Origin of the sequence: Maribellus luteus (assembly GCF_003576475.1) — a bacterium.
GTDB classification, from domain to species: Bacteria; Bacteroidota; Bacteroidia; order Bacteroidales; family Prolixibacteraceae; genus Draconibacterium; species Draconibacterium luteum.
Genome location: NZ_QWGR01000001.1, coordinates 545,343 through 566,562 on the forward strand (window position 1 = coordinate 545,343; position 21,220 = coordinate 566,562).

At 44.4% G+C, this 21,220-nt stretch carries 21 protein-coding genes; 7 read left to right on the plus strand and 14 right to left on the minus strand.

Annotation, left to right across the window (positions count from 1 at the left end):
* Positions 1–206 precede the first annotated feature (206 nt).
* The 10 genes from D1614_RS02110 to D1614_RS02155 all read right to left on the minus strand — a co-directional run bounded on the left by D1614_RS02110 (position 207) and on the right by D1614_RS02155 (position 10,851).
* Positions 207–815, minus strand: a complete 609-nt coding sequence (locus D1614_RS02110) for an SET domain-containing protein (protein WP_119436213.1) — start codon at positions 813–815, stop codon at positions 207–209.
* Between the two features lie 105 nt (positions 816–920).
* Positions 921–2,108 carry an MFS transporter gene (locus tag D1614_RS02115; RefSeq protein WP_119436214.1) on the minus strand — a complete coding sequence of 396 codons (1,188 nt, stop codon included), beginning with the start codon at positions 2,106–2,108 and terminating at the stop codon, positions 921–923.
* A 145-nt stretch (positions 2,109–2,253) separates the two neighbouring features.
* A complete protein-coding gene (locus D1614_RS02120) occupies positions 2,254–3,261 on the minus strand; it encodes an SAM-dependent methyltransferase (RefSeq protein WP_119436215.1) in 1,008 nt (335 codons plus the stop codon).
* Positions 3,262–3,324: 63 nt separating this feature from the next.
* Positions 3,325–3,780 (minus strand): GNAT family N-acetyltransferase, encoded by a 456-nt coding sequence (locus tag D1614_RS02125; protein WP_119436216.1) that lies wholly within the window; start codon positions 3,778–3,780, stop codon positions 3,325–3,327.
* Between the two features lie 40 nt (positions 3,781–3,820).
* On the minus strand, positions 3,821–4,150 hold the full coding sequence (locus D1614_RS02130) for a hypothetical protein (RefSeq protein WP_119436217.1): 330 nt from the start codon (positions 4,148–4,150) through the stop codon (positions 3,821–3,823).
* Positions 4,151–4,228: 78 nt separating this feature from the next.
* Positions 4,229–4,435, minus strand: a complete 207-nt coding sequence (locus D1614_RS25520; protein WP_147383968.1) for a GldL-related protein — start codon at positions 4,433–4,435, stop codon at positions 4,229–4,231.
* A 325-nt stretch (positions 4,436–4,760) separates the two neighbouring features.
* Entirely contained in the window at positions 4,761–5,132 is a 372-nt protein-coding gene (locus D1614_RS02135; RefSeq protein ID WP_119436218.1) for a response regulator, read from the minus strand.
* Entirely contained in the window at positions 5,129–6,211 is a 1,083-nt protein-coding gene (locus D1614_RS02140; protein ID WP_119436219.1) for a sensor histidine kinase, read from the minus strand. The genes D1614_RS02135 and D1614_RS02140 overlap by 4 nt, the downstream gene beginning before the upstream one ends.
* A 1,734-nt stretch (positions 6,212–7,945) precedes the next feature.
* Entirely contained in the window at positions 7,946–10,198 is a 2,253-nt protein-coding gene (locus D1614_RS02150) for a M1 family metallopeptidase (RefSeq protein WP_119436221.1), read from the minus strand.
* An 80-nt stretch (positions 10,199–10,278) separates the two neighbouring features.
* The gene (locus tag D1614_RS02155) at positions 10,279–10,851 is read right to left on the minus strand and encodes a HupE/UreJ family protein (protein WP_119436222.1); all 573 of its coding nucleotides are present in this window, start codon (positions 10,849–10,851) and stop codon (positions 10,279–10,281) included.
* 371 nt (positions 10,852–11,222) lie between these two features.
* Here D1614_RS02155 and D1614_RS02160 point away from each other — a divergent pair, with 371 nt between their 5' ends.
* From D1614_RS02160 to D1614_RS02180, 5 genes are all read left to right on the plus strand, one after another.
* Positions 11,223–11,603, plus strand: coding sequence for a hypothetical protein (locus D1614_RS02160; protein ID WP_119436223.1), 381 nt, complete (start codon positions 11,223–11,225; stop codon positions 11,601–11,603).
* A 3-nt stretch (positions 11,604–11,606) separates the two neighbouring features.
* A complete protein-coding gene (locus D1614_RS02165; RefSeq protein WP_119436224.1) occupies positions 11,607–11,951 on the plus strand; it encodes a translation initiation factor in 345 nt (114 codons plus the stop codon).
* Between the two features lie 98 nt (positions 11,952–12,049).
* A complete protein-coding gene (locus D1614_RS02170; protein WP_119436225.1) occupies positions 12,050–12,913 on the plus strand; it encodes a polysaccharide lyase in 864 nt (287 codons plus the stop codon).
* Positions 12,914–12,915: 2 nt separating this feature from the next.
* Positions 12,916–14,340, plus strand: coding sequence for an MBOAT family O-acyltransferase (locus D1614_RS02175; protein ID WP_119436226.1), 1,425 nt, complete (start codon positions 12,916–12,918; stop codon positions 14,338–14,340).
* 1 nt (position 14,341) lies between these two features.
* Positions 14,342–15,397, plus strand: coding sequence for a hypothetical protein (locus tag D1614_RS02180; RefSeq protein WP_119436227.1), 1,056 nt, complete (start codon positions 14,342–14,344; stop codon positions 15,395–15,397).
* 147 nt (positions 15,398–15,544) lie between these two features.
* Here D1614_RS02180 and D1614_RS02185 read toward each other — a convergent pair whose 3' ends face one another.
* Positions 15,545–17,944 carry a penicillin-binding protein 1A gene (locus D1614_RS02185; protein ID WP_119436228.1) on the minus strand — a complete coding sequence of 800 codons (2,400 nt, stop codon included), beginning with the start codon at positions 17,942–17,944 and terminating at the stop codon, positions 15,545–15,547.
* Positions 17,945–18,195: 251 nt separating this feature from the next.
* Between D1614_RS02185 and D1614_RS02190 the strand changes: the two genes are divergently transcribed.
* On the plus strand, positions 18,196–18,567 hold the full coding sequence (locus D1614_RS02190) for a hypothetical protein (protein ID WP_119436229.1): 372 nt from the start codon (positions 18,196–18,198) through the stop codon (positions 18,565–18,567).
* A gap of 193 nt (positions 18,568–18,760) precedes the next feature.
* The gene (locus D1614_RS02195) at positions 18,761–19,147 is read left to right on the plus strand and encodes a hypothetical protein (protein ID WP_147383970.1); all 387 of its coding nucleotides are present in this window, start codon (positions 18,761–18,763) and stop codon (positions 19,145–19,147) included.
* A gap of 78 nt (positions 19,148–19,225) precedes the next feature.
* On the opposite strand, the gene D1614_RS02200 is transcribed toward D1614_RS02195, so the two are convergent.
* The 3 genes from D1614_RS02200 to D1614_RS02210 form a co-directional block, all read right to left on the minus strand.
* A complete protein-coding gene (locus D1614_RS02200; protein WP_119436231.1) occupies positions 19,226–19,705 on the minus strand; it encodes a DUF456 domain-containing protein in 480 nt (159 codons plus the stop codon).
* A 70-nt stretch (positions 19,706–19,775) separates the two neighbouring features.
* A complete protein-coding gene (locus D1614_RS02205; protein WP_119436232.1) occupies positions 19,776–20,600 on the minus strand; it encodes a CPBP family intramembrane glutamic endopeptidase in 825 nt (274 codons plus the stop codon).
* Positions 20,601–20,654: 54 nt separating this feature from the next.
* Complete coding sequence (locus D1614_RS02210) at positions 20,655–21,176, minus strand: GtrA family protein (protein ID WP_119436233.1); 522 nt, start codon at positions 21,174–21,176, stop codon at positions 20,655–20,657.
* Positions 21,177–21,220: the final 44 nt, after the last annotated feature.

The following is a 21,220-nucleotide window of genomic DNA, read 5'->3' on the forward strand; positions in this document are numbered from 1 at the left end:
GAGGGATTGAAGGACAGATGGATTGAAGGATTGAATTTTCAATCTTCAATAATCAATAGCTTGCGACTCGCAGCTAGCGACTCGTAGCTTATTCTTGCATTCATGCATTCTAGCATTTCAGCTCTTCAATCCTTCAATCCCTGCAAGTAAAACAGCAACACTGCATCACAGCATCACTCTTTCTTCTGAAAATATTGCAGAACGATTTACCCGTGTAGATCAGGACTTTTTTGTGCGTCAAAATAATTGTTGCGGATTGATTCTGGCTCGCATTCTCCGCTGGCAATCTTCAGGATGGTTTCCCATTGGTGGTCGCTTAGCAGCGGCTTCAGGAGTTGCTCCTGGCGTTCACTTTTAAATAAAGCCTTTTTCAGCGTGTTGTCCCATTGTTTGTGGTATTTCAGCAGGTCGTCGGGATAAACGGTTTTTCGTCGTGTTCCTTCGTCGCTTGGGCGAAATGGTTCGATGATGTTCAGAAAGCCGTAATCGTTGGTGAGTTGTTCGCCCGGTTTAATATCCGAAACAGCTATTTCAAAACCATAGGCGGTAGCCATGCTGTTGGGACGGAAACTGTGGTTGGTATAGCGCGCAATGTCCCAGCAAAGCACGTAATTTCCCTTGTTGTTGCGGTAGGTATAGGTTTCAACTACCGGGCGGCAAATGGGGGCCAGTTTTTCAAATTCGGCAGGACTTAATTCCTGGTCGAGCATATCTTTCACCCAGGTAATGGTTCCGGTAGGTATTAATTGAGTGGCAAAAACTCCGTAGCCGATTTCGGCACTGATGAACTTTATTTCGGTATGTGGATGTATCATTTTGGCTGATTGATTCGTGCGTATCTATTTAATATTCGTGTATTTTTCACCAAAGGTTTTACTTGGTTTTGGATTGAAATGATTGAATGGATGGATGAGATTGAATTATTCTTCAACTTGCTTTTCGTTACGGTATTTAAAAACAAAAATGATCATTAATAAAGTGGCCAGCAGCGCCATTGCCGAACCAAAGTAGAAGGGCGCGTTGGCATTTATTTTATCGTACATAATGCCGGCAATTAAACTCGCAGGGAGTAAAGTAATCCCCAGTACTGCATGATATAATCCATAACCAGTTCCTTTTAAATCGTTGCTCACAATGTCCGATACCAGCGCTTTCTGGGCAGTGTCGGTAAGGGCACTGTAAAGACCGTACAAAATGAATAAAAAAATGAATATGTTGATGCTGTTGAAGCGTCCAAACAGAAAATAAACTATGGCGTATATCAGAAAGCCCGGAATGATTAATCGCTCGCGTCCGATTTTGTCTGAAATTTTGCCGACAGGAACTGCCAGCAACACGGAAACCGTGTTAAAAATCATGTACACAAATGGCACGTACGACGGATCAATACCGGTTTCGGCGGTTTTCACCAACAACAGGGCGTCGGCCGAATTGCCCAGGGTAAAAACAAAAATGATGAGCAGGAAAAAGTAGAATTTTTTGGGAAGCAGGTTCAGGTGAAATTTCTTTCGAACAGCTGTAGGGCGTGCCTTGGCTTCTTTAATAAAAACTACAATGGCCAGAACGCCCAAAACCGCCGGGATGGTGGCAAGCAGGAAAATGTATTTGTAATTAAGCGGAAACACCGACAAAAGAATAAAGGCACCAAGCGGCCCGAGAATGGCTCCGCTGTTGTCCATGGCTTTGTGAAAGCCAAAGTTTTTTCCTGCCTGGTTTTTGGGAGCCGAACCGCTGATCAGGCTGTCGCGCGGTGCCGTACGAAGCCCTTTTCCGATGCGCTCGAAAAAGCGAAGTAACAGCACTTGCAGCGGTGTTGTTACGGCTGCATAAACCGGCGTAACAAGGGCTGTTATTCCGTAGCCAAAAATCATAAAAGGTTTGTTCTTTCCAACTCTGTCGCTCCAGTAACCCGAAAATGCTTTGAACAGCGACGCCGTGCTTTCGGCAATTCCTTCGATCAGCGAAATGGAGGTTTTGGATGCCCCGATCGAAAGTAGGAACAGTGGCATGACACTGTAAACCATCTTCGACGAAGTATCGGTGAGAAAGCTCGTTAACCCGATGTAGAAAACATTTCTATCCAGCCCGAATATTTTCTTTTTGCTCATTCAATCAGGGATTTCAGATTTTGCGAGAAAACAGATTCATACTTATCTCAATGAAATTTTAAAGATAAACAGCTCCGAGGTGTTTTTGATCAGTCGAAAACTAATTTGTTGAACGATAAGCGGAACGTAGCGTTCGCATACGATCTTATCCGACTACTATTTGATTGTCGAGTTTTGGTTCCGTGCTGATTTTATATTGACTAAGTACAGTAATTGACTGCTTAACATTTTCAGGAATGTTGTTGATGATAAGTGGAGTAGTTAAGCCACTTTCATTTAGATTGATCCTTTCGTTTCGGAACACTTTAATTTCGGTAAGCAGAACCAGTTGGCTGTAATCTTTCAAGGCATGTTTTTCCAGCGTAAGGCTGTTTTCCGGAAAAATGATTTCACCGGGCGCTGTTGCTTTCGATTGAAGCGCAAAGTGCAGGGCTTCTTTACTGACTTCAAAAACGGTATCAACTTTTTTGTACCGTTCGTGGAAGGGGAGCTCCAATAAGTCGCCGTCTTTTCGGAGGCCTATGGATAATTGAATTTTTTCAGGAATAAAAACCGTATCGGGCTTAGCCTGTCTCATCAGTTGAATAAAAATAGGCACTTGTTGTTCTTTGGCCAGCGCGTTTTGCATGGTTTCACTTACGATTATGTCCGGAGTATCGTTTGGCAGCCGGTACTGAGTGGCATCCGCGCAAATGACTTCCAGCTTGTACTCCTGAAGTTCAAGGCGCGCAATCAATCGGTTCAGAATTTCCAGACTAAAGGGGTTGATGTCCAGTAAAGTGTATTTCACCCTTTCTCTGGAATGCCGGAGGATAAGCGGAAGCAGGAGAGTGGCAAACGGTCCAGAACCGGCGTAAAGCACGTGGATGGAATCATTGTGTTGCAGCTTTTCCCGAATGGCCTGATCGATGCCCCGGATAAACTGCCGGGTCCGGATAAAATCATCAATGCAAAGTGCGGCCCAAAAAGTTCCCAAAGCTTTTCCGCTGGAGAGCTGGATATCGCTTCTTCCGGTTTCATTGTCCAAATCACAGCCGCTCAGCTGGTACAGAAAGGTTTTGTATTCTTCTGCTGCTTTCCGAAGTTTTGGGTAGTCGATGGTATCTGCCAGAAATTCTTCAGTAATCCGGATGAGGTCTTTTTGTTCCTGCATATCAGTTTCGGAGACTTTTTATGTTCCGTTGTTGTTGTCAAACAAAGCAAACGTGGCCAGGTTTTACACGTCCATGTAATAAATGGATTTATAGTCAAGTTTTTTGGTACCTGCTTTCCTGTAAAATTCAATGGCGCTTGTATTTCGGTTGTTGACGTACCAATCAACTGTTTTGGCACCTTCTTTTTGAGCAAAAGCTTTTACGTGCTTCAGCAGTTTTAGCCCGACTCCCAGTTTTCGGTATTCCGGAAAAACAAACAGATCTTCGATGTGGTAATTGGTGCTGGCTTTAAACGTAGAGAAAGTTTTAAAAATAAGGGTAAACCCACATATTTTCTTTTCGCCTGTTTCGGCCACAAAAACTTTTACATGGCTGCCGGGTCTAAACACCGAATTGCGGATGTCCTGTTCGGTAGCCGTTAGCATTTCCAGCTGGTTCACATGTACCGCCAGCCCGCGGATGCATTCCAGAATTATCGCGCTATCATCTGTTTGGGCCTCTCTTATGATAATCTCCATATTTGTGTTTTAAGTTGTTTTTGATGCTGTTTGGAGCGGTTTATGATTTTTTATACTCTGAATCATTAAGCGGAATAAAGAATTCCACTTTCCCGCATTTGGGGCACATGTACAAGTCGAAGCGTTCAGAGTTTACAAAAAGTTCGAACAGGTTTCCCCAGGCACCCAATCTGGCTCCTTCGTGAAAATCGTAGCGTCCCGAAAAAATCAGCGGAATATCGCATCTCAGGCAATTAACTTCCCGGTTTCCTTCCTGGATGGTGTAATCTTTTATTTCAATTACTTTTTGTTCGGAAAAACTGTAATTGCAGTTCCAGCACAATTCGAAAACTTCTTCCACATCGGCTGAGCAGTTGGGACATTTTTTCATTCGTTTATATTTTTAATTATTCAATGGTAACTCATGTAACTCGTCCCGAGTGCTCGGGACTCGTTTCATGGTAATAATCTATTTCCGGTTGTTTTCAATTTGGCTCTCAAGTTCCTTCACTCTTTTCCTTAAGAGAGTAATGGCGATTGCAGAGCCGATAATGTTTGTTAAAATGCCTGTCCAAAACAAAAGGTCTCCGTAGGGATAATGTTGCAGTTTAAAGAGTGCACCTACTAAAATTACGATGGCTGGAATAGCGGTCAATAAGGTTATTGTTTTTTTCATAGTTGATGGTGTTTTATGTAGTTGTTTTTTGTGTTCCAGCTTTTCATCCTTTTACAGCTATTTAAAAATCACTGTTGTCCCATTAAAATAATTACAGAACAGCAGATTGCTTCACTCCGTTCGCAATGACGATGTTGCGAGACAGTTAGGTGTGTGGAGGGGTTGGTTGGCTCCAATGCCGCCAACCAACCCCTCCACATATAAAAAACCTTGAATTGTGCGTCATTGCGAGCATCGCGAAGCAATCTTTAAGATTAACCGGACACTCATGTTTAAAAATAGCAATCTTTTGTAAAGAAAGAGAAGGCTGGGCGAAATATAAAATTTAATTCAGCTGCAGCGATTGCTGGATCTCAAAGTCAATTTCGTTCAATTTAAAGGGTTTGCTGAAATATTTTCGGATGAGGCCTTGTTGCTGTGCTTCCTGAATTTCAGCGTTAAAGTCGAAACCGGTAACAATAAAGTAGGAACTTTGGGGGGAGATATCGCTTGCCAGCCTGATAAATTCGATGCCACTCATGTAAGGCATTTTCATATCGCTCAGAACTACCCTGATGTCGTGGTTGTTTTTTAATATTTCCAAACCACTGGGGCCATCGGGAGCGGTTAAAACTTCGTATTGCTTTGAAAAATTGACCTTTAACAACATAAGGTTTAGCGGTTCGTCGTCGACGTACAAGATTTTTGGCTTACTCATAATGTGTGTTTTTTTACTGGTAATTCAACGGTTACAGTGGTGCCTTTCCCCGGAACGGAGTTAAAACGCAACTCTCCGTTGTGCTCTTTGATAATGCTGTAGGTAATAGACAAACCCAGGCCGGTACCTTTTCCAGGGTCTTTGGTGGTATAAAATGGTTCTGTAATTTTTGCCAGGTCTACTTCTTCAATGCCACAGCCGGTGTCGGTGATCTCGGTAATAACGCTGGAGCCGCTGTTGGTGGTACGAATACTTATTTCCCCTTCGGTGCCGATCGACTGGCTGGCATTCATCAGAATATTAAGGAAAATCTGGTGCATTTTACCCACATTTCCCGGAATGATGATGGCATGATCAGCGTAATTTTCTTCCACTTTCACCCGGTACTTTAATTCGTTGCTTAATATCATCAGGCAATTCCCGATAATCTCGTGCAGATCGCAATTCTCGTCGTACGTGGTGTTGGTACGGCTCATCTGGTTCAAACCCGAAACAATGGCGTTAATCCGCTCAATACCGGTGCGAATGCCTTTCAGAAAAAGGTCGGTATTTTCGTGCTGAAGTTTGTTCTCTTCGAAATAGTGCTCCAGGCCGGTAAGTCCTCCCAGCATGTAATTCAGCGGGTTGTTGATTTCGTGCGCAATTCCGGCGGTAAGCACGCCAAGCGAAGCCATTTTTTCGGCCTGAAACAATTGTGCCTGCATGTTATTCAGGTTTTCCAGCACATGTTTCAGGTCCTCGTTTTGCCGGTTAATGGTTTCGTTTTTTAACGAAAGCTCCTCAACCACTTTATCCAGTCTTCGGGTTTTCTCCACTACCATTTCGTGCAGGTTGTCGCGGTGTTGCTGAATTTCGATTTCCGCATCGCGAAGTTTTTTCAGGTGTTTGTGAAGAATCAGGAAAAAAAAGATACCGGTAATAAACACATAAAACCAACCTTTGTAGGTTTGTATTTGTGTCATTACTTCCGGATTGGAAATTACACTGTTCAGAAAACGGTCAGAAAAAATGATCCAAAGTCCTCCGGCCAGTATATAAGCCGCCGCCAGACTATGTTCAAACCTTATTTTTTTTATCATTCTGTTTTATGTGTCTGTTTTCGCTACAAAAATACTACTAATTGTTCAAATGTGCATATCTCGACACATATGCAGTTGTTTGTTACTCTGTCATTAACAAATATATAGTGGTATTTTGTTTAGCTGAAACAAAAATTTAATTCCCAAAAATAAACGGAGCTTGAGTAAAGGCTGGCATTCTTTAAAAGTTGATTGTTCCGACTTCAGGGAATCGACGGTCTTAGCAAAAGAATACGTGACTTTAGCCCGGGAAAATAAATCGAGGGAAGCCTCAGTAGAAATTACCCCGTAATAATTTTGCGGACCGGGAGCCAGGAACTTTACTGGCCTGCCGCAGTTGTGCGACACCCGGCCAGGAAAAATTATACCCCTGTTGCACTGCTGCGAAGGGGGTCTCCCTAAAATTTTTTGCCACTTGCAGAATTGCGGGGAGGCAATCAGAATAATTATTGATAATTACACAGCTGCGGGAGGGGTCTCACAACATTTTTTCGCCTGTTGCAGGACTGCGGGAAGCCATCAATAAATTTTTTTGCCCTTTACAGGTTTGCAGCAAGCCTCTAAAAAAGGTTGCCGGGTAGTTACACGGTTGCAGGATGGCTTTAACCGATCTTGTTTGGGTGTTTTTTGGAAGCGGGATTATTGCTGAAATCGGCGATTGGAGCGGGTGCAGCGCACCCATGACATTCTTTTCTGTTTTTTTGATGAATTATGTTTCGGTACGCCGCACCTTTTTTCTCAACGACAATTTCGGTCTATAAAGATTTGGCAGCGATGCTGCTAAAACCAACTTTTTAATCCTAAACAGATATTAAGGTGCAACGCACCATTAGCATCCATAGCTTTGAAAAAAAAACAAGATAAAAGGAAGAAGGTGCAGCGCACCACTAACATTTGTAGTTACAAATAGCATAATATAAAAAGGAGGTGCAGCGCACCGGGATATTCATTGGTTGAGAACTTGATTTTATCAAAGACATCTCGGTGCGCTGCACCTTTATTCTCAACGACAATTTCGATCTATAAAGATTTCGCAGCGATGCTGCTAAATCCAACTTTTTAATCCTAAACAGATATTAAGGTGCAACGCACCATTAGCATCCATAGCTTTGAAAAAAACAAGATAAAAGGAAGAAGGTGCAGCGCACCACTAACATTTGTAGTTACAAATAGCATAATATAAAAAGGAGGTGCAGCGCACCGGGATATTCATTGGTTGAGAACTAAATTTTATCAAAGGACATCTCGGTGCGCTGCACCTTTATTCTCAACGACAATTTCGATCTATAAAGATTTCGCAGCGATGCTGCTAAAACCAGCTTTTTAATCCAAAACAGATATTAAGGTGCAACGCACCATTAGCATCCATAGCTTTGAAAAAAACAAGATAAAAGAAAGAAGGTGCCGCGCACCACTAGCATTTGTAGTTACAAATAGCATAATATAAAAAGGAGGTGCAGCGCACCGGGAATATTTGTAGTCAGAATAGATCGGAAAACAAAACGCAAGGTGCAGCGCACCGCTGACATTGTCGTTTGTAAGAAGAACAGGCTTTAGCCCCAATAACAAAATCCCGCCGGGATTGCATGTCGGTAAAAACAGGATAGCCCGTTGCCAGTTCCACTCCGGCCGGAGTCGAATGTCCGTTTGTTATTTCACCCAACTGGTTGAAAAATATTTTCTGCGCACATCTGCGTTATCTGTGTGCCGTTCCATGTTTTTGACCGTGGTTGTTTAGTCCACCGTAGTTTCTTCCTGGTTTTTGGCTGGTGTTTTTTGCGATGAATGGTCGGAATTGCTCCGGGCACTGCCCAAACGTGATTTCTGACGTTCGTATCGTGCAGGCTGTTTACGGTCGGGCCAAAAGTTGTTGTCCATGTCGCAGTCGGCAGTTTCGCGGTACGGATCCAGAACGATCTGCTTTACTTCTTTGTTGAAGAAGAATACCTTTGAAACTTCGTCGTTGTTGCGGCGCCATATTTCTGCCGGAATTCGCTGAACTTCCTCGGTCCCGTCGGTAAACTCAAATTTCAGAATAACCGGCATTACCAGCCCGCCAAGGTTTTTAAAATCGATCTGGCAGAAATGGACATTTTCGCCCATTATTTTCTTTTCTTCATTGGAAAGTGTGGACAGAAAACGATCGTATTCCCTTTCGTCCTGTTGAGTAACCGCGTACTGGTCTGAAAAAGAAGTAAGGTTATCGGGGACAGAGTTATTCACCAAACGTATTTCTGCCTCTTTTGAGTCCGGGTGGTACCATCTTACATCCTCCATCGAAATATCGCAATGGTCGGTAGAATAAAACCAGCCACGCCAAAACCAGTCGAGGTCAACACCCGAGGCATCTTCCATGGTGCGGAAAAAATCGGCAGGAGTGGGGTGTTTAAACATCCAGCGCTGCGCATATTCCCTGAAGGCATAATCGAAAAGTTCGGGCCCCATCACTGTCTCCCGCAGAATCTTGAGGGCTACCGCTGGTTTGTAGTAAGCATTGCTTCCTATTTGCCATACCGATTCCGAATTGGTCATAATGGGGGAGATGTATTTCTTGTTGCCCCTCATGTACGGGACAATGCTTGACGGCATAATTTTCCGTAACGGAAAATCAGGATCCCAGGCCTCTTCTGCCAGGCATTCAAGAAAAGTGTTCAGGCCTTCGTCCATCCAGGTCCACTGGCGTTCGTCGGAGTTAACGATCATCGGGAAAAAATTGTGTCCGATTTCGTGCACAATTACACCAATCATGTCGTATTTGGTGCGTTCGCTGTACTTGCCTTCTTTGTCGGGGCGGCCTCCGTTGAAGCTGATCATCGGGTATTCCATGCCAATCCGGTCGGTGTGCACCGAAATCGCCACAGGGTAGGGATAGTCAAACGTATATTTTGAATAGCTTTTAAGCGTGTGTGCAACTACCCGCGTCGAATACTGCTCCCACAGCGGGTTTCCTTCTTTCGGGTAATACGACATGGCTAAAACGGTACGTTCGCCAAAGGGAACCGCCATTGCATCCCAGATAAATTTACGCGAAGACGCAAAGGCAAAATCACGCACCTTGGTGGCTTTGAAAATCCATGTTTTTTCTTCCTTCGCTTTTCGCTTTTCCGCTTTTTCCGCCTCGGCTTGTGTGACGATGATAAGCGGCTCTTCCGATTTCCGGGCAGCTTCCAAACGACTGATTTGTTCCGCGGTTAAAACCGTTTCCGGGTTTTGCAATTCGCCGGTAGCCGCCACAATGTGGTCGGAAGGCACTGTTATTTGCACTTCAAAATCTCCAAACGGGAGTGCAAACTCACCGGCACCCAAAAACTGTTTGTGCTGCCAGCCTTCCACTTCGTTGTAAACCGCCATTCGCGGGTAAAACTGTGCAACGGCATAAATGTAATTGTCGTCGTCGGCAAAATATTCATAGCCCGAGCGGCCGCCATCTGTCATCCGGTTGTTGATGTTGTACCACCATTTTACCGAAAAAGTAAACGAGTTGCCGGGTTGCAGAGGCTCTGGCAAATCAACCCGCATCATGGTTTTATTAACGGTGGCCGGAAGGTCTTTTCCGCTGCTGTCTTTCACATGTTCAAGTTTGAAGCCACCATCAAAATCCTGAATAAGATTTTCAAGGTGCGAATAATTTACGCGTTGGCCCATGTCCATGGCGGCTGTTTGGTAAGTATCCGATTCTTTGGCGCGTATGTTTTGATCGAGCTGCAACCACAGGTAATTCAACGCATCGGGCGACTGGTTGTGGTAGGTAATGCTTTCCTCTCCGGCAATCCTTTGTTTTTTGTCGTCGAGCCTGATGCTGATTTTATAATCTACCTTTTGCTGCCAGTATTCGTGGCCGGGCGCTCCCGAAGCAGTCCGGTAAGCATTGGGTGTGGCAAGTTCTTGTTTTAACTGGCGGAATTTATTCAGGTTGGTGTTTTCCTGGCCAAATACCGACCAGGCGACAGTGGTTACAAGAAAGAAGAGCGCACAAATTTTTTTCATTTTGAATACGTGTGGCGAAATGTTTTTAGAATTGACCGTACATTTTTCAATGTAACAATCATTAAAGCTTATTGTTACCGTTACCAGAATTTATTTTGTATCAGCAATATCAGCGCAATTCCAAAACCGGCACCCGAAATATAAAGCCTCCAGAAATCGTGGCGGGCTTTCATCAGGTTAACCGTTAACATAAGAAGCAGAGCATAAACGCTGATGATTACGATTTGCCCGATTTCGACGCCCACCGTAAATCCCAGCAGCGGTGTGAACACATTGGATGCTCTTTCGATCTTGTTTTCGACATAATTGGAAACGCCCAGGCCGTGTATTAGTCCGAAAAATACCGTAACGACGTATATAACCCGGTGGTTTCCTCTTTTCAGCGGCAATACATTGGCAATGGCAGTCACTAAAATGGTGAGCGGAATTAAAAAGGCTACCGTGCGCGAAGGTATACTTACAATATTGAGTGTCGACAGAGCCAGCGTTATCGAATACCCAATGGTAAAGAAAGTAACCAGAATCAGCACCCTGACAAATTCTTTTGAACTGTATGCGGCGCAAAGTACCAGTACAAAAACGAAGGGGGCGTAGTTGTGGAAGTTAATGATGTGCTGGAAACCCAACCGCAGGTATGTCTCAAATGTGCTCATGTTTTAATCGTTTTGCTGAATGATTTTGAAGTGAAACGATCATTCAAATTCTGTATTTCTGTTGGCATAAACCTGAAAGGTAGAATTTTGTATGAGTTGCACTTGTTGTTTTACAAAGCTGCAAATTTAGACAAGTGAAAATAAATAGAAAATAGCAGATCGTGTAATTGTTCGTCAATAAAGAGGATGCTGCCTGCTTTCCGAAGCGCGGGAGACACAACTTATGCCGATTCCGATTCTGAGAGAAAATTCGCAGCCAAAGCCTCGTGCTGAACAAAAGAAATATTTAGGGAGCACTTTCTTTTTCATAATTGCTATTTTGTATGAACCAGAGGAAGCTTATCTTTGCTTACAGAGGGTAAAAATTACACATGGATCCAATCATTTTGGTTATTTCTTTTATTATGACACTTGCATTCCTGTCTTTTGGAGTCGGGACTGTAACGCTTGAACGTTTCCGAATTATCGGAACCCTGGTGCTGGTGTTCCTGAGCATGGGATTTTTGTTTAATGCCACTGCACTTTTGGTGATGATCCTGTTTTTTCCGTCTTCCCTGTTTTCAACCAACGGGCTGATTATGTTTAGCTCGTTTACAATTATGCTGGTTGATACCGTGTGGGCCTGGGGCAGATACCTAAAAAACGGTATCGACTCACGGGTGAGTCTGGCCTTGGTTCGTTATACTCAAATTGCTTTTTTTGTTTGGGTGATAAACTTCCTTTGGGGAATTGTTTTATTAATTTGGATTTAAGTTATGGCAAACGATTGGAAAGAACGTCTGGGAGTGGTTTTCTCCACCAATCCCGATTTTCATTATGAAAAAGGACAGGAAGAAGAAGCAACAACGCTGCCTGCTCAGCAGCAAAACCTGAAAGTATTGCTCGACCGGAAACAGCGCAAAGGAAAATCAGTAACCCTTGTAACGGGGTTTGTCGGAACGGAAGACGATTTGAAAGAACTGGGCAAGCTGCTGAAATCGAAGTGTGGCGTGGGCGGCACCGTAAAAGACGGCGAGATACTGATTCAGGGCGATTTTTGCACAAGGGTGATGGATATTCTGAAAAACGAAGGATACAAAGTAAAACGTGCAGGCGGTTGATCGACAGGCTTTTTTTTTGCTTATCTTGAACTCCCGGGCAGAGTAGTACCTGATTTTACTTTTTTTTTGGATAAAAACCACAGATCTCAATCATCCGGATGTCACATATTAAAATACAACTTGGAATTCTGGCACTTCTGCTACTGGTGGGAGGCACAGGTTGTGTTTCTTCCGAAGACCGGGCCGGAGTCAATGAATCGCTTTCCATCGATTTTGAACAGAGCCCGGTCGGTAAATATTCCGAAAGACGACTAAAAAGCGAATGGCGCGGAACTCAAATTGTTTGCGGCAAAAAAGACTATGTTTTTTACAAGCTGGGCATCACTCCTTATCCCTTAACCATTGGTGAAGAACAAGCTAATAACTATTTGTCGGTGCAGATCGACAAAGGGCGTTTTGATCCCATTGTTGGAGCGCAGTGGAGTACGCCGCTCGCTGGCAGCGACTCTTTTTACCTGTCGTACCGGGTTCAGTTTGCCGGTGATTTTGATTTCCGGCGGGGCGGGAAATTACCTGGTTTGGCCGGAGGAGCTGCCAACTCGGGCGGAAATATCCCCAACGGAACCGACGGCTGGAGTGCGCGGATGATGTTTTGGGAAAACGGGAAGCTGAGTTTTTACCTGTACTATCCCGATCAACCCGGCGAGTATGGAGACCCGCTGTTTTGGCGACATTCTGACGGCGAAATAGTGAAGGCGGAAGCAGGAAAATGGTACACGATCCAACAATATATTCAAATGAATGATCCCGGGCAAAAGAACGGGATTGTAAAAGGCTGGCTGAACGGGGAACTGGTGTGCGATGCAGATACCATCCGCTTTCGCGATACCGAAGCATTGAAAGTGGACCAGGTATTCTTTAGCGTGTTTATGGGCGGCGGCGATCTAAGCTGGGCTCCCGGGAAAGACCAGCAAATTTGGTTCGACGATTTTCAGGCGTTTAACTCCTTAAAAAAGAACTGAAAATGCTGTTTAATTCCGTCGGATTTATAGGATTTCTTACGCTGGTGTTTTTTCTCTACTGGGGATTTTTTGCCCGGAACATCATGCGGCGAAACCTATTCTTGCTTGCGGTAAGTTATTTCTTCTACAGTTGCTGGGATGTTCGTTTTCTGGGGCTGATTGTGTTGAGTTCGATCGTGGATTATAACTGCGGGCTTCAGATTGACCAAACCGACGACCGGAAAAAGAAAAAGCGCTTTCTTTTGATCAGCATTCTGATGAATCTCGGGATTTTAGGCTTTTTCAAATACTTTGGATTTTTTGCCGAAGAACTGAGTCTACTGGTGCAGCAATTCGGGTATACCTTGCACCCGCTTACGCTGAACATTATTCTGCCGGTGGGAATCAGCTTCTATACTTTTCAGACTTTAAGCTATACGATCGATATTTACAAAGGCAAAATCCCCGCGACGCGTGACCTTGTGTCCTTTTTTGCTTTTGTGGCGTTTTTCCCGCAGTTGGTGGCTGGTCCCATTGAACGGGCTTCTCATTTGCTACCTCAATTTCACGAAAAGAAAGTGTTTGATTATTCGATAGCTGCGGATGGCTTTCGAAGGATTCTCTGGGGATTGTTTGCCAAAGTGGCCGTGGCCGATACGGTGGCGCCACTGGTCGACCAGATTTTCAGCCATTCCGCGTCGGCAGGGTGGGGAACCTTGTTGCTGGGAGCCTTTCTTTTTGCGATCCAGATTTACGGCGACTTTTCGGGGTATTCGAATATCGCCATCGGAAGTGCGGCTTTGCTGGGCTTTCGCCTGATGGACAACTTCCGGCATCCCTATTTTTCCCGTAATCTTCAGGAATTCTGGTCGCGCTGGCACATCAGCCTTTCCACGTGGTTTCGCGATTATGTTTACATTCCGCTGGGCGGCAACCGCTGCAGCAAAAAACGGCACGCGGTAAATATCCTGGTAACGTTTGGGGTAAGCGGCCTTTGGCACGGTGCCAACTGGACCTTTATCGTGTGGGGTATTTTGCATGGCATTACTTACCTGGTTTCAAGACCTGCGACTGGTGCGAGGAAAAACACAAGCGTTCGGCTAAAAGATATGCTTTCTGTGGTTGTCACTTTCCTGGTGGTGAGTTTATTATTTGTGATATTCAGGGCGGAAAATATCGGGGTGGCTTTTCATTACCTGGTGAACTTGGTTTCGTTGAAAGCCGGAAGTATAGGGCCTTTTGAGCTGGCCGGAACAAAACAGTGGCTCGAAGCGGCGTTTTTCACTTTTGTATTGATTCTGGCCGAATGGAAACAGCGAGAGAAAGCTTTTGCCCTGGATATTTCAGGATGGCCGGTGATGCTAAGAGTGGCGGGTTATTATTTTCTTTTGTTTTCGGTGTTGTACGCGTTTAGCAGCGACCGGTTGTTTATCTATTTTCAGTTTTGATATGAAGAAAAGCTTGTTCAAAATAGGGTTGATAATCGTGTTTCCGTTGATTCTGATCGGAATGATTAACTACGGAATAGATCCCGATTATCAGTTGAACCGAAGCTATATAAAGCCGCTGGTAAGTGCTTTGCTGGAGGGGAAAAACATTGCCGGTCCGGTGAATCTCAACTCGCGTGTTTTAAAAAAGGAATGGCTGGCGGAGATGGAGGTGCCTGAAGTTTTGGTGCTGGGCTCCAGCCGTACCCTGAACCTCAGTCATGAAGTTTTCCCGGGTAAAACCTTCTACAATGCGTCGGTAACCAGCGGAAGCGTAGACGATATGGCGGGATTCCTGGGAATTATTCTTGATAAGGGAAAATTTCCGGAAGAAATCATTGTTTGTGCCGACCAGTGGCTTTTCGGAGATCGGTTTAACGATCGGTCGTGGCTCGGATTGCGAAACGAAATTCATCGTTTTTGCGAGGCTGCCGGAATGAAAGGGCCCGCGAGTCCGTGGCAAATGAAAAACGATTACCTAAAGGATCGGGTTGTGAAGATTTTTTCAGGAAGATACACCTTGCGCGCCATGCGTTTGCGGGGAAAAAGCGAACCTTTTGTTGTAAGCGACTCGCTTGCGGCAGGTAAAATGATGATTTTACCGGATGGCGCGCGTAAACTTCCGGCTAAAATTGAAAATACTCCGCTGCACGAAAGCGAAGAGCTGGCCTTGCAATATTGTTACGGTAGTGCCGATGAAAACTTCAGCGATTTGCAGCCCGAAAAAATACAACAGTTGAGCGACATGCTGCATTTTCTAAAACAGCGAGGTTGCCGGGTAAGCGTGTTTGTTCCGCCGTATCATCCCAAAGCGTTTGATTATTACCAAAAGTCGCCTGGCTACGAAGGTATTTTCAAAGCAGAAGAAGCGGTGGCAGAAGTGGCCGCTCAATACCAGTTCCGCGTTATCGGCTCTTCCGATCCGAACCAGCTTGCTTTAAGCGGTGGGGATTTCTACGACGGCGTTCATCTTAAAAAAGAAGCCATCAGCCGATTGTTTAAAAGTAAAAGCTGGTAGACAGTTTCTGGCTTAGTCAACTTAAAGAAGCTGGTCGTTCAAACTAAAAAGTTCCTTAGTCTTTAGTAGTTTTTGGCTTATCTGCCTATCGATTAGTTAGCCCAATCTCATTCGTATTAAAAACTGCGTATTTCGAATGAATAGAGGTTATCTCTTTTTATCCTTTTTCTTGAAAATGCCTTTGATCTTCTTCCAAAGCTGGCCGTCGTCTTTGTCTTTTGCCTCGCGTTGGCGGGTTTTTCCCAAATCCGATGGTTTCTCGTTTCGCTTGAAAATATCAGCCAGGTTAAAATCGTGTTTTGGCATATCGAGCACTTCCTTGTAGCCCGGTTCGCTGAGCATGGCCAGCATTTCTTCGCCGGGCAAGCCAAACGAACTGTTTTTGAGGCTTGAGTACTTGCTGTCGCGATAGGTTTTGTAAAAGAATTTTCCAACAATGGGCAGTGCCATGTAGGCTCCCTGTCCGTAGGTAGTGGTTCTGAAATGCACCCGAGGATCGTCGGCACCTACCCAGCAACCGGTAACCAGTCTTGGAGTAAGCCCGATAAACCAGCCATCGGAGTTATTTTGCGTGGTGCCCGTTTTTCCGGCAAACTCACCGGGAATATTGTAAACCGTACGAATGGTCCGGCCTGTACCTTCGTCAATCACTGCTTCCATCATTTTAATCACCGCGCGGCAATTCTCGGGTGCTACCACGGGCGATCTCGAAATGTTAGGTTCGAAAGTCTTCAGCACTTTCCCGTTTTTATCGGCTATCTGAACCAGGTAATTGGCTTTTACCGGAATCCCGTCGTTAACCAGGCCGGCAAAGGCTTCCACAATTTCTTTTAACGAAATGGAGGCTACACCCAGTGCCAGCGATGGATATTCCGGTAGATCGGCTGAAATGCCAAGATCCCGCGCAATTTCAATGGTTTCATCAATTCCGGCTTCGAGCAAAACATCTACGGAAATCGTATTGATCGACTTGGCCAAGGCGCCTTTCATGTTGTAATAGCCTTCGTAGTGGTCGTGCGAATTTCGCGGCGTCCAGTCGTCGTATTCCTTGTACACCTTTAGCTGATTGGGGAAATACGTATCGGGCGGAATGTTTTCTTCGAGGGCTGCCAGGTACACAAACGGTTTAAAGGTTGAGCCGGTTTGCCGCGGAGCTTTTACGTGGTCGTATTTAAAAAAGCGGTAGTCGATTCCGCCCACCCAGGCTTTTAATGCAGCTTCCTGCGGATCGATGGCGATAAAGCCGGCGTTTAGCATTTTCAGGTAATGCTTTAGCGAGTCGAGCCGGGTTACTTCCTTTGATTCGAGCCCGTCCCAGGTAAAAAGGGTAGTGTGCGTTTTGGCATTGTAGCTTGCCAGTTCTTCCTGGTAGCTTCTTCCGCTGGTGTTCTGGTTTTGTATGGCACTTTTCAGAATGGCGGGATCGGCTTTAAACATGTCGCGATCTTTCCAGTGGTTGTCAAAAACCTTCTGAAGGTCTTTCATGTATTCTTTTACCGATTGCTGGGCATAAATCTGAAGATTATAATCAACCGTTGTCGTGATTTTTAAACCATCGGTATAAAGGTTGTAATTTTCACCTTTTTCGTTTTGATTGTTGGAGCACCACTCCATCAACTCGGGTTTAAGCATTTCCACAAAATACGGTGCCGGCCCCTGGTTGTACGAAATCATCCGGTAGCGGACACCCAGTGGTTTTTCTTTATAAAATGCGGCTTCTTCTGCACTCAGGTAATTGTTTTTCAGCATCTGGTCGATCACCACATTACGCCGCCCTAAAGCCCTTTCGGGGTGGAGTCGGGGATTGTAGTAATTGTTAGCCTTTAGCATTCCCACCAAAACCGCAGCTTCGTGCACATCGAGTTTGGCAGGCGCTTTCGAAAAGAAACGTTCGGCGGCTACTTCAATCCCAAAAATGTTTTCAGCAAAGGGAACCGTATTCAGGTACAGGGCCAGAATTTCGTCTTTTGAATAAATCCGCTCCAGGCGGTACGCGATGATGGCCTCACGCAGTTTGTTTACGGGCATCGACATAGGGCCGTAATTTACTCTGGGGAAAAGGTTTTTGGCAATTTGCTGGCTGATGGTACTTCCGCCACCCGAATGATCGTTTCGCAGCAAAACCGACTTTACCAAGACACGCACCAACGCAATTTCGTCGATGCCGCGGTGTTCGTAAAAGCGTGCATCTTCGGTGGCTACCAGTGCATTGATCACATTGGGCGAAATTTCATCAAACGAAGCATAACTACGGTTTTCCACGTAGTAACGTCCCAGTATTTTCCCGTCGGCAGAATATACTTCCGATGCCAGCGGGTTGTTGATAATCTGCAACTGGTCTTTTGAGGGAACAGGCCCAAGCACGCCTAAAAATACGAGGATAAAAAACAAACAAGCCAGTAAGAAGAGGACAATGGCTGTTTTACCAATCCACCTTAGAACAGGATATTTTTTGCCCGATTTTTTTGATCTCCCTTTTGATGCTTTTTGGGGTTTGGCGGTTGACTTATTTCCGGCCGAACTGCTATGTGTATTTTTTTTTGCCACGCGACAAAAATAGTTTTAAATGGATGATTCTATGTATTAAACTCACATTCAAAAATATTTATTATAAACTTTACGATGTTTATTGTATGAAAATAGTATGAAAGATATTTCGTGGTGGATTGAACGGGAGCGAATTCTTAATTATTTGTTACCACAAAAGCCTCGGAATTTCATTTTTGATACAATTAGTTGATCGTGCAGAGAACAGATTCAATATGTTTGTAGCTTTGAATTGCATTTAGCCGGAAAACATGGAAAACAGTTTGAAATTATTGGGTGCAATGCTACTGGTTGCAGTTTATAGTTTCGGAATCAGTTTGGGTTCCGGATCGTATACTGCCAGTGCGTATTTGCCTGGCGATGATGTTCAGAGTGAAATTTACTGGTCGGACGTTTCAAACAAGCTTTCTTTTCATTTTTCCGAATCGGAAAAGCTGATTTCCGATATTCGAACCGGTTCTCCGCTTACCTTCAAAACGTCGTTTGCCCAGTTTCTTGCTTTTGTCCAAACGTCGGGACAGCTGCTGGAAAGCGGGTATACTCAGTATAAAAGAACTTCTGAAAACCTTCTGATACGCTACCGAAAAGCGGATATCATTTTCCCCTTTCATTATTTCTGGTAATCCATAAAAATTCATACGGAAATTTTTTGTGTGTTTTAAGTGCATTGCAACAGGTGGTTGCAGTGTGGTTTATTAATCATTAATGAATATAATTATGGATTCAGGAACTGCTATCGTAGGACTGGTACTGGTCGCGATATCTGTTGTGCCCATTATCATATTAAACAGGAAAAGGGCAAAAAAAGGACAAGGAATGTTACAGTTACTAACAAATGTAGCCAGTGAGCACAACTGTAAAATTTTGGAACACGAGTTTTGCGGTGATTACTGCGTAGGAATGGATAAAACAAATGGCTTTGTTTTTTTCGCAAAAGAAAAAGACGGACCAAACGATGTTAAACATATAAACCTGGCCGGGGTGAAAACCTGCAAAGTCAACAATACGGGCCGGATTGTTACTTACAAGAAACAGAACAACAAAATAATTGAACGCCTGTGCCTGGATTTTTATCCGAAAGAAAAGGATAAGCCTGTCGTGACATGGGAGTTTTACAATGCGGAAGAAAATCCGCAGCTCAACGGAGAGTTACAATCGGTTGAGAAGTGGGAGCATGAAATTAACCGTTATCTGAAAGGATAAAAAGAGAAAAGCACTGTGGAATTCCACAGTGCTTTTCTGCATTTTCTATGTTCTGTAAGCCATTCGGCTGAAATATTTTTACGTGAAAAACACCTTGATAAAATGCCAGGTCATTAACCCGGAAGCAATGAGTTTCAAAAGGGTTCCGAGCAAGAAGCCCATAAAAGAACCAAAACCTGATTTCAAGGCTGAACCGTGATCTTTTCCGGCCGTAAGTTCGCCAATTACCGCACCCAGAAAAGGGCCAATAATTATTCCGAAAGGCGGGAAAAAGAACAATCCGATTACCAGCCCGATAAGGCTGCCCCAGACACCTCTTTTACTGCCGCCAAAGCGCTTGGTTCCCCAAACAGGGATAAGATAGTCGATCACATATACCACTACGGTAACAATTCCCCAAATAACCAGAAAGGTGGTGGAAAACTGGTAACGCGTTGTAAAGTGCAGCATCAGCAAACCAATGTAACTTAATGGTGGGCCCGGAATTACAGGTAAAACACAGCCTGCAATACCGGCTATCATAAACAGAGCTCCAAAAAAAACGAGTAGAAAATCCATGATCTCAATTTAATTGTTCGGGTTTAAAGATAAAGTTTTGATTTCGCTTGCTCGGAAATAATCGGTGAACTCACGATAATTTTCGGTTTTTGCGCAACCACGGAATGCTTGTGAGGATCATCAATAAAACAGATAATCCGATAATCAGTCCGCTTTGGTAAAGCAACTGTTCCTTTTCCTGCAAATAGATCGCATGCTCCCTTATTTGCTGCCAGTAGGTTACCGAAAGAAGCACCAGTGTATTGTTGATGGAGTGCCCGATAATGGCTACCAGGATGTTGTTGGTCCGCAACATCAGCCAACCAAGCAAAAGCCCCAGCACAAAGGTTGCCGGCATTTGCCACGGGTTGAGATGAAACAGCGAAAAAAGCAATGCCGACATAAAAACAGCCACAAAACCATTGTAGTTTCGGCGGAATCCGTTCAGAAGCAAGCCTCTGAAAATCAATTCTTCGACAACGGGGGCAATTACCGATACTTTCATAAACGCTCCCATAAAACCATAGTCGCCTTCAAAAATGCGGTTAAACAGCTCCCAAAACCACGGTGGTGGTGGCAGAAGTTGCTCCACTTTTGCATTTACCACATCCAAAAAATTATGGGCGCCCCAGAGAAATGCAACGATCGGCAGAAAAATAAGCGGGTTGAACAGTTTGAAGGGAAAGATCTGTAAAACCGGGGATTTGGATTTGCGGATTCCGTACAAAAGAATAAACACCACCGAGCCAACGCCCAGTGCAATTTTTTTGATGGGGTTGTACAAGTATTCCGAACCGGTGTAATAATCGATCAAAGCCAGCGGAAAATCAACAATGGTTTGGATAAAGATGTACAGGATCACCAGGTGAATGCCCTGTAATATCGTGGGATAATATTTTTGACGCGCCTCTTCCATAGGTCAACTAAGATACGTATTTCGGAAAAAGAACATTCTTCGACCACCAAAAAATTATGAGTTGCCTCTTGCAGCCAGTTGCATGTTCGCCGTGCGGAAACTAAAATACCGTTGGGCCACGTAACTGTATATAACAACCAGCAAAGTGGTTATGAGTTTTGAAATGGGTGCATACAGTTTGCAGTACTCCACAAAAAACTTCAGAAATACATAATTCAGAAAAATGGAGCCGGCCACTGTAACCAGGTAGCGGAAGAGCTGAATGCGTCCTTTTAACTCGGAGGCGGTAAACGTAACGTACTTTGCCAGCAGGAAGCCCGTTGTAAAAGTGATGGGAAAAACCATCAAAAATGCGGCAATGTGCGCACTGATGGCAACAAAGCCCAGTTCCACCACCTGCATATCGAGAATGTACTGGTAGAAAACAAAGTAAAGGAGAAGATCGAACAGGGTGTTGGCCCCGCCGGTGGCCGCATACCGAAAAATTTCGGGGGGAATAAACTGCAGAAAAGGAAAATAAAACCAGTCGATAATTCTGGTTATGAACTCCCCGATAGACTCAAATAATTTCCTCATGCAATAACGTTGAATAGTGCAGTTTGACTACAAAGAAAAGAAAA

Bases quoted from the DNA above. Each gene is read 5' to 3' on its own strand.
- D1614_RS02110 (WP_119436213.1), bottom strand. From the start codon at position 815: ATGATACATCCACATACCGAAATAAAGTTCATCAGTGCCGAAATCGGC.
- D1614_RS02115 (WP_119436214.1), bottom strand. From the start codon at position 2,108: ATGAGCAAAAAGAAAATATTCGGGCTGGATAGAAATGTTTTCTACATC.
- D1614_RS02120 (WP_119436215.1), bottom strand. From the start codon at position 3,261: ATGCAGGAACAAAAAGACCTCATCCGGATTACTGAAGAATTTCTGGCA.
- D1614_RS02125 (WP_119436216.1), bottom strand. From the start codon at position 3,780: ATGGAGATTATCATAAGAGAGGCCCAAACAGATGATAGCGCGATAATT.
- D1614_RS02130 (WP_119436217.1), bottom strand. From the start codon at position 4,150: ATGAAAAAATGTCCCAACTGCTCAGCCGATGTGGAAGAAGTTTTCGAA.
- D1614_RS25520 (WP_147383968.1), bottom strand. From the start codon at position 4,435: ATGAAAAAAACAATAACCTTATTGACCGCTATTCCAGCCATCGTAATT.
- D1614_RS02135 (WP_119436218.1), bottom strand. From the start codon at position 5,132: ATGAGTAAGCCAAAAATCTTGTACGTCGACGACGAACCGCTAAACCTT.
- D1614_RS02140 (WP_119436219.1), bottom strand. From the start codon at position 6,211: ATGATAAAAAAAATAAGGTTTGAACATAGTCTGGCGGCGGCTTATATA.
- D1614_RS02150 (WP_119436221.1), bottom strand. From the start codon at position 10,198: ATGAAAAAAATTTGTGCGCTCTTCTTTCTTGTAACCACTGTCGCCTGG.
- D1614_RS02155 (WP_119436222.1), bottom strand. From the start codon at position 10,851: ATGAGCACATTTGAGACATACCTGCGGTTGGGTTTCCAGCACATCATT.
- D1614_RS02160 (WP_119436223.1), top strand. From the start codon at position 11,223: ATGGATCCAATCATTTTGGTTATTTCTTTTATTATGACACTTGCATTC.
- D1614_RS02165 (WP_119436224.1), top strand. From the start codon at position 11,607: ATGGCAAACGATTGGAAAGAACGTCTGGGAGTGGTTTTCTCCACCAAT.
- D1614_RS02170 (WP_119436225.1), top strand. From the start codon at position 12,050: ATGTCACATATTAAAATACAACTTGGAATTCTGGCACTTCTGCTACTG.
- D1614_RS02175 (WP_119436226.1), top strand. From the start codon at position 12,916: ATGCTGTTTAATTCCGTCGGATTTATAGGATTTCTTACGCTGGTGTTT.
- D1614_RS02180 (WP_119436227.1), top strand. From the start codon at position 14,342: ATGAAGAAAAGCTTGTTCAAAATAGGGTTGATAATCGTGTTTCCGTTG.
- D1614_RS02190 (WP_119436229.1), top strand. From the start codon at position 18,196: ATGGAAAACAGTTTGAAATTATTGGGTGCAATGCTACTGGTTGCAGTT.
- D1614_RS02195 (WP_147383970.1), top strand. From the start codon at position 18,761: ATGTTACAGTTACTAACAAATGTAGCCAGTGAGCACAACTGTAAAATT.
- D1614_RS02200 (WP_119436231.1), bottom strand. From the start codon at position 19,705: ATGGATTTTCTACTCGTTTTTTTTGGAGCTCTGTTTATGATAGCCGGT.
- D1614_RS02205 (WP_119436232.1), bottom strand. From the start codon at position 20,600: ATGGAAGAGGCGCGTCAAAAATATTATCCCACGATATTACAGGGCATT.
- D1614_RS02210 (WP_119436233.1), bottom strand. From the start codon at position 21,176: ATGAGGAAATTATTTGAGTCTATCGGGGAGTTCATAACCAGAATTATC.